The organism is Vreelandella sp. L-15 (assembly GCF_056857635.1).
The window spans coordinates 103,956-115,908 of record NZ_JBSXNN010000053.1 but is presented as its reverse complement, the minus strand read 5'-3'; the positions used below and the strand labels follow the sequence as shown (position 1 = coordinate 115,908).

9 protein-coding genes are annotated in these 11,953 nt (G+C 55.8%); 5 read left to right on the top strand and 4 right to left on the bottom strand.

The genetic code is table 11. The annotated features are described in order from the left end of the window. The coding region (locus AC13CY_RS07425; protein ID WP_483052424.1) for an RNA-guided endonuclease InsQ/TnpB family protein at positions 1–1,048 on the bottom strand (1,048 nt) is incomplete at its 3' end. Between AC13CY_RS07425 and tnpA the strand changes: the two genes are divergently transcribed. After that, positions 941–1,357: an IS200/IS605 family transposase gene (tnpA, locus tag AC13CY_RS07420; protein ID WP_172514897.1), complete on the top strand. Its 417-nt coding sequence runs from the start codon at positions 941–943 to the stop codon at positions 1,355–1,357. The two genes, AC13CY_RS07425 and tnpA, sit on opposite strands and share 108 nt — an antisense overlap. Here the strand turns inward: tnpA and AC13CY_RS07415 are convergent. Both AC13CY_RS07415 and AC13CY_RS07410 read right to left on the bottom strand, forming a co-directional pair. Beyond that, complete coding sequence (locus AC13CY_RS07415; RefSeq protein WP_483052423.1) at positions 1,320–1,790, bottom strand: 3'-5' exonuclease family protein; 471 nt, start codon at positions 1,788–1,790, stop codon at positions 1,320–1,322. The genes tnpA and AC13CY_RS07415 overlap by 38 nt on opposite strands. Then, positions 1,787–3,604 carry a putative nucleotidyltransferase substrate binding domain-containing protein gene (locus AC13CY_RS07410; RefSeq protein ID WP_058577150.1) on the bottom strand — a complete coding sequence of 606 codons (1,818 nt, stop codon included), beginning with the start codon at positions 3,602–3,604 and terminating at the stop codon, positions 1,787–1,789. Before AC13CY_RS07410 ends, AC13CY_RS07415 begins: the two co-directional genes overlap by 4 nt. A gap of 607 nt (positions 3,605–4,211) precedes the next feature. Here AC13CY_RS07410 and AC13CY_RS07405 point away from each other — a divergent pair. From AC13CY_RS07405 to AC13CY_RS07390, 4 genes are all read left to right on the top strand, one after another. After that, positions 4,212–4,472, top strand: coding sequence for a DUF4212 domain-containing protein (locus tag AC13CY_RS07405; RefSeq protein WP_054641318.1), 261 nt, complete (start codon positions 4,212–4,214; stop codon positions 4,470–4,472). Positions 4,473–4,478: 6 nt separating this feature from the next. Beyond that, on the top strand, positions 4,479–6,260 hold the full coding sequence (locus AC13CY_RS07400) for a sodium:solute symporter family protein (RefSeq protein WP_074211532.1): 1,782 nt from the start codon (positions 4,479–4,481) through the stop codon (positions 6,258–6,260). A 104-nt stretch (positions 6,261–6,364) separates the two neighbouring features. Continuing rightward, complete coding sequence (locus AC13CY_RS07395) at positions 6,365–6,895, top strand: hypothetical protein (protein WP_483052422.1); 531 nt, start codon at positions 6,365–6,367, stop codon at positions 6,893–6,895. A 128-nt stretch (positions 6,896–7,023) separates the two neighbouring features. Next, positions 7,024–10,965 (top strand): hybrid sensor histidine kinase/response regulator, encoded by a 3,942-nt coding sequence (locus AC13CY_RS07390; RefSeq protein ID WP_074211531.1) that lies wholly within the window; start codon positions 7,024–7,026, stop codon positions 10,963–10,965. Between the two features lie 67 nt (positions 10,966–11,032). Here AC13CY_RS07390 and AC13CY_RS07385 read toward each other — a convergent pair whose 3' ends face one another. Further along, complete coding sequence (locus AC13CY_RS07385) at positions 11,033–11,695, bottom strand: LuxR C-terminal-related transcriptional regulator (protein ID WP_016916171.1); 663 nt, start codon at positions 11,693–11,695, stop codon at positions 11,033–11,035. Positions 11,696–11,953: the final 258 nt, after the last annotated feature.

The following is an 11,953-nucleotide window of genomic DNA, read 5'->3' as shown; positions in this document are numbered from 1 at the left end:
GCGGCCCGCTAAGCGAGCCGCACGACGAACAGGCGCGGGTGGTGTTGGTTTCGCGAACGACCTTGAAGACGATGCCTGCGTGAGCGCATTTATATTCCAGCATCGTTTTCAGTTGTGACCAGCCAGCGTCGTAGACGCTTTTGGCCATCCTGGTCTTCGCGAGCCTGGTTGAGGAAACATCGCCCACGACGATTTCGCCGTACTGGTTGACGAGTTTCCGGGAAAACTTGTGCTGCGCGTCCTGGCGACGGTTCTTGATCTTGGCGTGAATAGCTTTTACCCGCCGCTTGTTGCGGGCACGTTGGGCTGTCGCCAACTGGTCTTCCATCCGGCGGTAGAAGCGGCTGTTTTCCAGCCTTCCTCCATCGCTACAGGTGGCCACATCCTTGAGCCCAAGGTCGATGCCAACGGCACCCTGCCCAAGCGTCGGTTGAACGTCCACCTCGACCGCAACATTGAAATACCACCGGCCCCGGCTATCTTCGTTGAAACTGCCGGCACGGAACTTGTATGTCGACAGGCCGTAGCTATCCCACACCTTGAAGTAGGTGCCGTTGTGAAATACCTGCCCGTTCTTCCACTTGGCCGCGCCGGTATTGACCGGAATCCAGCCAAGTGAGCGGCGCACACCGCCGGACTTGCGCCAATTCAGGCGGGGCTTTTTGAACTGCTTGCGGCGGGCAACGTATTCAGCAGCAATGCATTGCAGCGTTTGGCTGTGCAGGCCGAGGTCCTTGCCAGCACCCTTGGTATAGGGGTGCATGTCGTAGGCAGACAGAAACAGACCTTTCTCCCGAATGGCTCGGGAAGACAGTTCGTTGAGGTAGTTCCAAACAAAATTCACGCTGCGGGCCATGCGGTTAAGCTCGGCGGCGTGTTTGTCCTTCACTCGAACCTTGAGGGTCTTGGTCTGCTTCATGGCTTCGAATATATTTGGTCTATGGAAACCAAACAAGCTATCAGAACAGGAAGGCACTGCGTTTTTGAACTCCACGTCCATTTGGTCTTCGTCACCAAGTATCGGGGCAAGGTGTTTACCGGCGCGCATCTCAACTCCCTCGAATTACTTTTCGACCGAGTGTGTCGGGACTTCGAGGCGGAGCTACAGGAGTTCAACGGTGAAACCGATCACGTCCATTTGCTTGTCAACTTTCCACCCAAAGTGGCGGTATCCAAGCTGGTGAATAGTTTGAAGGGGGTATCCAGCCGGCGGATGAAGTTACTACACCCTGAACTGGTACAGCCCGCCTACCGGAAGAACTCGCTGTGGAGTCCAAGCTACTTTGCGGGAAGTGTCGGAGGCGCCCCCCTGAGCATGGTCAAACAGTATATTGAGCAACAATCGAGGCCGGACTAGGGGCGCTCTCGCGCCCCTCGCTATCCATCCTCGCACTAGAAGTACGGGGTTTTTCGCGATGTTCGATAAACTCCGCCAGCTCACTCAGACACTCAGCATCGGGAGAACGGGGCGAGTGCGTGGCATGCAACTGATGATGGCGTCGCAGAGTAGCAGGCGCCAGCGCCGATGATGCGACTAAGGTGGCCACCCACGTACGGCTGGTGTGCACTTGGCGCGGGCTTAGCACCACCGCCGCCACACTCATTACAGCGGGCTGAACGGCGCTTACCTGGCACGCCATGGCCACGGCCTCTTCCCCCATATAAGGCTGAAACAGCCAGGCATAGGGCGAGTCCGCCCAGCGACGGCGGTCGCTCTCACGCTGAAGCAGAGTGCGCAGTGAACCGCTGAACAGGGTCATATGTCGATCTAACAGGCGCATTCCGCTCACGAATACTCCAAATGGTAACGATGGGAAAGACGCTGCTTAAAGTCTTTCACGATGTGTAGGGCTTCACGCAACAAGTCCCGTTCTAGCGAAGAGAGTTCCTGAACGACCACTCGATTGGTGCGTTTAGGGTTGGCGTTATCCAACTCCTGAAGCTGCTGACGAAGGCGTAGCTCGGTAAACAGCGCCAGCGCCTCGCCTAGATCATCAGCAAAGCGGCGGTCAAGCCGCCCATCGGCGGCCAAGGCATCTAAGCGGTCCAAGGTAGAGGTCGCATTAATGCGCCGCTCAAGGGCCATCGTACGCACACCGTGGACTATCGGAAAAATACCGCCTTTTTTGATATCAATACCGTGCTGGGGCTTTTTCAGCGAGCCAAATAGCGTCAGAGGCGTCGAGAAGCGCAGTGCCGCCCGGGCAAAGTAAGAGAGCAGCAGTTCATCGTGGGAGCAGCGCTCAAACAGCGCTTCACGCACCTGATCCAGTAGCGCCGGATTACCCGCCACGCCGTGGGAGTCCAATAGAATCGCTAGTTTCATCAGGCTATCGCCATCTCGGGCATTGACCCACTTAGTGATATTGTTTTTCCACTGGGAAACCGTACCTACCCACTCTGGGTTAGACACCATGATATTGCCGGGGCAAGGTGGATAGCCTAGCTGGATTAGCGTTTCCGTTAGAGTGTTCATCTCCTCAGCCACCGTGGGCCACTGGCAATCATCAGCTAAGATCAACCCGTTATCTTGATCGGTTTTGAGGATCTGCTCGCCGCGTCCTTCGCTGCCCATCACCATTAAGCAGCTTTGGGTGTGGTACTGCTCAGGCACTGTGAAGCTCCACGCTTTGCTCATAATGCGCCCGTTCAGCGCCGCCAACAGATCCATGGCAAAACGCAGCTTTACGCCCTGCACCATCAGCGCATTCACTAATTCCGGCGTACGCTGGCTGGCCGCCGCCAGCGCTTCCAGACTGTTGGCCTGCTCCACCTGCAGGCTGACCACGTAGCTACGGCTAGAGAAGAAGCTCAACACGTCCATTAGCTCAACGACGCCTTTAACACTCTCCCCTTCCATTACCACCACCCGCGCCACTTTATGGCGGGTCATTAAAATCAGCGCTTCAAACAGGTACTGCTCGGGAGCTACCGTGACCAAGGAGACGTTGGCCAGCGCTTCAACCGGTGTTGCCTGGGTGCAGTTACCCAATACCAACCCATTGAGCAGATCGGTTTTGGTCACCATGCCCAGGGCGCCTGCAGTAGCGACCAGTAGACTGTCGGCATGACTATCATGTAGCTGTCGAACAGCGTCATGAATACTCTTTGAGGCATCAATGAGCAGCGGCTCGCGCATACACTCATTCACTTTGGCCAGCATAAAGCCCGCCATAGTGACGCCGCCTTCGGCGCGTTTTTCGGTGAGCAGGCGCGCTTTGTGTGAGAGCGACTGCTTAAAGAACTGCTCAAACGGTGGATAGTGACGGCACAGTTGAGTAAACAGCGCTTTAGGCATCACATAGCACAGGCACTCTTGTTCAGCTTGGAAGCGGTAGCGGCTTTTGCCGTTGAGGATACTGATGGCGCCAAACAAATCGCCTGCGGTGTAGTGGCCAATGCGCGCACTAGCAGCAGGCAGGGTGGGATCAAGTTCGGCGACCTCGCCTTTATGAATCAAGAAAACGGATTCGCCCGCCTGGCCCATCTCCAGAATAATTTCATCGCGGTCAAAGTAGGCAAGATCCATCCCGCGACGAACATGATCGCGCCCCGCCTCATCCATCAGCGTAAACGGTAGCTGGGAGAGATCCATTTCTACCATGGGCGACCTCGCTTAAGGGCAGGGGTTGGGAAGTAAAACGAACGGTTTGACTACTTTTCAACTCATTCACTTATTATACTTTAAGCTATAGCGCTAACGTCTTAACGACGTTCGTTTAGCGACTAAAGTAGTGTCTTTTTTAAACTCTCTTAAAACGATTAAACATCACTCATTAAGGTAGCAAACATTACTTTTAACCGAGCCATAGACTATTGTCCTATCACTTCTCAGACGGCGTTTAAATATCGATGAAAAATCAATAAAAATAATGCTTTATATTCAAAACAGCCAATTTAACTGCCTTGCAAAGAGCACCTGATACCAAAGTCTGGGATTTATTTTTTGCGATTATTGCCCAGTATTATCAACGAGTCATACAGGGTAATCGCACGACACCTATCTAACGCACTTCAAGCCGCTGACGATAACTTGCCGATCACCCAATAACGACACAAGACGGCTTAACAATAAGAAGGTGACGTGCCTGGCAACGCTGTCTTACCGCCCAACACCCAGCGCGGTTTTCTATGCGGGGTCGCCCTGATGAACCAAACGCTATCTTGAGTTCACTTTCCAACCCTAAAAATCACAACTGGAGAGCAACACAATGGCAGACGATAAATCCAATGCTGCTGAATACTGGAAGGCCAACGTCCGGCTAATCTTCGGATGCCTCGTGGTTTGGGCATTTGTCTCCTATGGATGCGCCATCCTATTCCGTCCGCTACTCGCGGGCATTCCCGTTGGCGGAACGGACCTGGGCTTCTGGTTTGCTCAGCAAGGCTCCATTCTTACCTTCATCGTGCTGATCTTCTTCTACGCCTGGAGAATGAACGCGCTCGACAAAAAATACGGCCTGGGGGAGTAAGCCAGCATGAGCCAGTTTGCAATTAACTTACTGTTTGTTGGCGCCTCGTTTGCGCTCTATATCGGGATTGCGATATGGGCGCGAGCGGGCTCCACCAAAGACTTCTATGTCGCCGGTGGCGGCGTACACCCGATTACCAACGGCATGGCGACAGCAGCCGACTGGATGTCGGCGGCATCATTTATCTCTATGGCGGGCTTGCTCGCTTCTGGCGGCTACGCTAACTCCACCTTCCTGATGGGCTGGACTGGGGGCTACGTTATCCTGGCGATGCTACTTGCCCCTTACCTGCGTAAGTTCGGCAAGTTCACCGTTCCAGATTTCATCGGCGACCGCTTCTACAGTAACACCGCGCGTTTAGTGGCGATTGTGTGTTTGATCGTAGCCTCGGTGACCTACGTTATCGGCCAGATGACCGGTGCAGGCGTTGCGTTCTCCCGCTTCCTAGAAGTGAGCAACACCTGGGGTATCTGGATCGCCGCGTTTATCGTCTTCCTTTACGCTGTTTTCGGCGGTATGAAAGGCATCACGTATACGCAGGTTGCTCAGTACGTGGTACTGATCATCGCCTACACTATCCCGGCGGTGTTTATCGCCATGCAGCTTACCGGCAACCCAATCCCGATGTTCGGCATGTTCAGCACACATACAGAGTCCGGCATTCCGTTACTCACGAAGCTTGACGATGTGGTCAATGCACTGGGTTTCCAAGACTACACCGCAGACGTTGATAACAAGCTGAACATGGTGTTGTTCACTCTATCGCTGATGGTCGGTACTGCCGGTCTGCCCCACGTTATTATCCGCTTCTTTACTGTACCGAAAGTAGCCGATGCACGTTGGTCAGCGGGCTGGGCACTTGTCTTCATCGCACTGCTGTATTTAACCGCTCCTGCGGTTGGCTCAATGGCACGTCTCAACCTGGCTACAACCGTCTATCCAGATATGGCTGGGCAGGTGGAAAACTATGAAGAAGCCGCTCTTAACCCCATCCTCTATGAAGATCGCCCTGACTGGTTCCGCACTTGGGAAGAGACTGGCCTGATTACCCACAACGACCTGAACAACGACGGTCGTATCCAGATGTACAACAATGCGGCTGATTTTTCTGATCGCGGCTGGGAAGGTAACGAGCTAGAAGTAAACAACGACATCCTGGTATTGGCGAACCCTGAAATTGCCAACCTACCAGGCTGGGTAGTGGGCTTAATTGCAGCGGGCGGTATCGCAGCGGCACTCTCTACCGCAGCGGGTCTGCTCTTGGCAATCTCGTCAGCGATCAGTCATGACTTGATCAAGACCATGATCAACCCGAAAATTTCTGAAAAAGGCGAAATGCTGGCAGCACGTATCTCCATGGCCGGTGCGATCCTGCTAGCAACTTACTTGGGCCTTAACCCACCTGGGTTTGCCGCTCAAACGGTAGCACTTGCCTTCGGTATTGCCGGTGCCTCGCTGTTCCCTGCGCTAATGATGGGTATCTTCTCTAAGCGCATGAACAACAAAGGCGCAATTGCCGGTATGCTGACAGGTCTGATCTGCACCCTGCTCTACATCTTCACCTACCTGGGCTGGTTCTTTATTCCGGGCACCAACATGCTGGCCAATACGCCGGATAACTGGATACTGGGCATTTCACCGCTCTCGTTTGGTGCTGTAGGCGCGCTGATCAACTTCGCTGTGGCCTTCGTTGTCTCTAACGCCACCGATGCGCCGCCGCAAGAAATTCAGGACCTGGTGGAAAGCGTACGCTATCCGAAAGGTGCTGGTGCAGCGGTTGATCACTAAGTCATAATCGTTCCACCTTATTGCGCCGTCGGCCAATAGCGAACGGAACCACCTTCCATCGGGCTTCCTTAGGGAAGCCCGATGGCTTTTCAGAAGGAAATAGTATGATTTGGCACTTAGTGGCCGCTGTGTTTGCAGGCCTTGCCGCGGCAGGTATCGGCCTATTGCTTCGAACAATCAGCCGTAAGCGGCTACCCAAATGGATCGTGCCGGTGTTTGGTGGGCTGGGCATGCTGGGTTATCAGGTTCAATTTGAGTATGACTGGTTCGAGCATAAGCAGCTGCAGCTGCCGGAAACGGCCCAAGTGATTTCCAGCGACACGTCCAGCAACATGTGGCGACCCTGGACGTTTATTTTCCCGATCACCACCACTTTTAGTGTGGTGGATAGCGAGAATGTACGTGCCCAAACCGTCGATGGCGATCTGGTGGCCAAGTTTATTCTTTACCAGTTTGAGCGCCGCCATACGGACCTGATCACCACGCAGCCCTACATCCTCAACTGCTCAAGCCGAGAGCTGATTCCGCTAAACTCAGAGACCGGGGACGCGGATCTCAATGAGCTACGCACACTCCGCGACACCTCACCGCTGCTGACCACCGTTTGCCAACTGGCCAACGAACGGCAGACGTAGCGCCTCCCCTTCGCCTAGAATGGAGCCCTTTGCTGGGCGAAGGTCGGTTTAGACGTGCTGTTTAGACGTACTGCTCAGTACGCGCTATTTAAAGGTACAGTTAAAAGTACGATTGGTGAGGAGACACTATGTTTCATGGCGGGCTGCTGGTCGCGGTGTCACTGCTCTATATTGCAGTGCTGTTTGGTATTGCCTGGTTTGGCGACCGGCGTGCACGCACTCACGGCGCTAGCCAGCGCCGCCCGATTATTTATAGCTTGGCGCTCGCTATCTACTGCACGTCATGGACCTTCTACGGCGCGGTGGGTCAAGCTGCCACCGCGGGCTGGTCATTTGCCAGTATCTTTGTCGGGCCTATTCTGACGTTTTTGCTCTTCTGGCCTGTGCTGGCGAAGATGATCCGCGTTGCTAAGCACCAAAACGTCACCTCCATTGCCGACTTCATCGCCTCCCGTTACGGTAAAACCCAATCGCTGGCCGCCTTTGCTAGTCTGGTCGCCCTTGTCGGCACCCTGCCCTACATCGCGCTACAGCTAAAAGCGGTCTCCACCACGTTCAGCGTGCTCACCGACGCTTCCGATGTTACTCATACGCCACTGTTTGGCGATACGGCCTTTTATGTGGCAGTAGTGATGGCCATTTTTGCCATTCTATTCGGCACGCGGCATACCGATGCCACTGAACATCATGAAGGTTTAATCCACGCCGTCGCGTTTGAGTCATTGGTCAAGCTGCTGGCCTTTGTCGTGCTCGGCGCTTTTGTTACCTGGGGCATGTTCGATGGCCTGGGTGAGCTGATGGGGCACGCAGAGAGTCAGCTTGAACTTCAGCGCCAGCTCGCTAATCAGGATTTTGGCCAGAGCTTCTGGGCGCAGACCCTGCTCGCCATGCTGGCAATCCTGTGTCTACCCCGCCAGTTTCATGTGGCGGTGGTCGAGAACATTCACCCTAACGACGCCACTAAAGCACGCTGGCTGTTTCCGCTTTACTTGCTGGCGATTGCCTTTTTCGTAGTTCCCCTGGCCGCCGCTGGTCTGCTGCTGTTTTCAGAAAGCGGTGTGGAGCCCGACACCTATGCGCTCGCCCTTTCCATGGCCTCCGGCCAGCAGTGGCTCACGCTGCTCACGTTTATCGGCGGATTCTCTGCCGCAACGGGCATGGTGATTGTGGCGGCGGTGGCGGTCTCCATCATGATCTCGAACGAAATTGTGATCCCGGCGCTCTTCAGGCTGCGCTGGTTCGACACCAAAGCCAGAGACTATGGCCGTTTGGTGCTGCGCGCTCGCCGCCTCACTATCGTGGCCGTGCTGGCCATGGCGTACGGCTTTTATCAGCTGATTGGCGAATTCACCTCGCTGGCCTCCATCGGCATGCTCTCGTTTGCAGCGGCGGCCCAGTTTGCTCCGGCGCTGATTGGCGGGCTGTACTGGAAGCGCGGCAACCGCTTAGGCGTCATTGTGGGCATGAACGTGGGCTTTGCTATTTGGGCGTACAGCCTGCTCATGCCCGCCATGATTAACGCTGGTGTACTGCCTCAAGCGTGGCTTGCCGGTGGCCCGCTGGGGCTTAACTGGCTGTCGCCGACGGCGCTGTTTGGCCTGAACATGGGCGATGCCTTTACCCATGGCGTGATGCTTTCGCTAGGGGTCAATCTGTTCTGCTATATCTTTGTCTCACAGATCACCTCCCAGCGGGTAGTCGAACGCATTCAGGCGTCGCTGTTTGTGGATAGCGTCGAAACTCGCCAAACCTCCGTTAATCGCCCCTGGACAGGGGCCACAACGGTGGGCGATTTGAAAGTGCTGTGTGAGCGCTTCTTAGGCGCGGGCCAAGTCGACCGTGCCTTCGATGATTACGCACGCCGAGCGGGCAAGCCGCTGGACGATGGCACCCGCGCCTCCATCGACGTGATCCAATTCACCGAGCGGTTTCTCGCCTCTGTCTTGGGGGCATCGTCGGCGCGGATCGTAGTGAACTCTGCCCTTCAAGGGCGGGGCATCGGCATTTCCGATGTCATTTCGATTGTGGATGAAGCGTCTCAGGTGTTGGAGTTCAACCGCGCCCTGCTGCAGGCCACCATCGAGAACATCAATCAAGGCATTAGCGTGGTCGACCAGAACCTGCGCCTAGTGGTGTGGAATCAGCGCTATTTAGAGCTGTTCCGCTTCCCCGACCACATCATTCGCGTCGGCGCACCGATGGATCGTATCTTCCGCTATAACGCCCACAACGGTGAGTACGGCCCCGGCGACCCGGAAGAGCACGTGCAGCTACTGCTGGATAACATTCGCGATGGCCAACCCCACCGCTACGTGCGCTACCGCCAGGATGGTAGCGTGCTGGAAGTACAGGGCAACCCGATGCCCGGCGGCGGCTTTGTCTACACCTATCAGGATATTACCCAGCAAAAGCGTATCGAAGAGGCGCTGATCCGCTCAGAAAACAATATCCGCATCTATACCGATAACGTCCCGGCGCTCATTGCCTACTTCGATAAAGAGAGCCGCTATCTCTTTACCAACCGCGCCTACGAGCAGGCGTTCAACATCGACCGCAACGCGGTGATTGGGCGGCGCTACGAAGACGTGCTGCCGGTGAAACAGGCCGAAGAACGGGTGCCCTGGGTACAGCGCACCCTGGCCGGTGAGCGGGTCAGTTTTGAAGTCTCCATGCAGGTCAACGACGCCATGCGCTATATGCTGGTGACCTACACCCCGCACTTTGGTGACAGCCAGTCGATTTTGGGTTTCTTCGCGCTGTATCAAGATATTACCGAGCGCCGCCAAGCAGAAATTGCCCTCAAAGAGACCAACGAAACCCTGGAAGAGCGGGTGCGCGAGCGTACCCAGGCGCTCTCCGAAGCCAACGCTGCTCTACGCCAAGAGAACCGCGTGCGTGCCGAAGCGGAGCAGGCATTGCGCCAGGCCAAACAGCTCGCTGAAGACGCCAACGCTTCGAAAACCCGCTTCTTGGCCGCCGCCAGCCACGACCTGCTGCAGCCTTTGAACGCCGCGCGGCTGTTCACCTCGGCGCTAATGCAGAACGTCACCGCCAGCGACACCCAGCGCACCATTGGCCATATCGATAACTCTCTTCAGGCCGCCGAAGAGCTTCTCGGCACATTGCTGGATATCTCCAAGCTGGATGCCGGTGCGCTGACGCCACGGCGCAGCCACTTTGCCCTGGCCGATATTTTCCGCCCACTACGCGCTGAGTTTGAGGTGATGGCCGATGATCGCGGCTTGGATCTTGACGTTGTGCCCACTCAGCAGTGGGTGGATTCCGACCCGCAGATGCTGCGCCGGATCGTGCAGAACTTCCTCTCCAACGCGATTCGCTACACTCAAGAGGGGCGCGTGCTGCTTGGCTGCCGCCGCCAAGGAGGGCGACTGCTGATCGAAGTATGGGACAGCGGGCCAGGGATTCCCGAATCCAAATTGACGGAGATATTTCAAGAGTTCCGACGCCTCGATCAGGTTTCCCGTCATAAAGAGAGTGAAAAAGGCCTGGGGCTGGGACTCTCCATCGCTGATCGCATGAGCCGAGTGCTCGACCACCCTATCAAAGTGCGCTCCTGGGAAGGCGTTGGCACTGTGTTCTCGGTTAGCGTCCCCATCGTTGCGGCCCGAGAAATAACCGTCGCCGATCAGGAGCCCAGCGGCCGTCGTAGCGGTAATAAGCTGGCGGGCACACGGATTGTGTGTATCGACAACGAAACACTGATTCTAGAAGGCATGACTGCGATGCTCAGCGGCTGGGGCTGCGAAGTGTTTACCGCCACCAGCATCGGTGGGGCAAAGTCGATTCTACGCAATATGGACGGTGATCCTGACGCCATCCTGGCAGATTATCACCTGGATAACGAGATCACCGGCCTGATGGCGCTAGAAGCACTTAGTGAGCGCTTTGCAGGGGCCGTTCCCGGCATTGTCATCACCGCCGACCGTACCGAAGCCGTCGCAGAAGAGATCAAGCGGGCAGGCTACCAGCTCCTGCTCAAGCCGGTGAAACCAGCCGCCCTACGCGCACTACTCACTCGTACTCTCCAGGCCAGCCGCGCCAAACCCTAATACTAAAAAACAGCAGCGCCGCGCTTAGAAAAATCTAAGCGCGGCGCTGTTCACCTGCCGTTAGCCGTTACGACTCGACTTTTGGCGGCTCCACTTCCAGTTTCTGCGCGGCAATAACTGCCTGAGTGCGCGAGTGCACGCCCAGCTTGCGTAGAATGGCCGTTACATGGGCTTTGATGGTCGCTTCCGAGACGTTGAGCTCGTAGGCAATCTGTTTATTCAGCAAGCCCTCGGTCAGCATGTTCAGTACACGGAACTGTTGGGGAGTCAGAGAAGCAATCGCCTCGGCGAAGCGCGATTCCTCTTCACTGGTCTCTTCTAGTACATTTGCCAGCGCTTCTGGCAGCCATACTTCCCCTTGAAGTATCTCACCTACTGCTTCGGCAATCAGCTGTAGCGATGATGATTTGGGGATAAAGCCAGAGGCACCGTAGTCGATAGCACGACGCACCACATAGGGCTCATCGCTGCCGGATACGACGGCTACCGGAATATCCGGCATCTGCCCGCGCAGTTGGATGAGACCCGAAAAGCCGTGGGCACCAGGCATATGAAGATCCAGCAGAATTAAATCCGCATCGGGGTGTCGATTAACGACCTCAGTGGTGGCTTCCATGGTGTCGGCTTCGACAATCTCAGCCTGGGGGGCCAACTGGCGCAACGCCTGGGTGAGCGCTGCACGAAACAGCGGATGGTCGTCAGCGACGATAAACTTATGGGCTACTGCCATGGATATTCCTCCGGTTCCTCGAGCAGCGGGGTTGCCTGCCGCCGCGACGCTAGGCTCATACGGTTGAAGCATGGTACCCCATGGGCTTCATCATGCCCAAGCATCACATGCACAATTTGTTATTGGAACGTCATTCAAACAGAAACAGCGGTGCCGGCTCATGGCCGGCACCGCAACAGACTAACGCAGTTTTCCCTGATTCAATAAATCCAGGCGTGACGCTGGTCATTGAAAACAGCCCCCACAAGACGATTCATG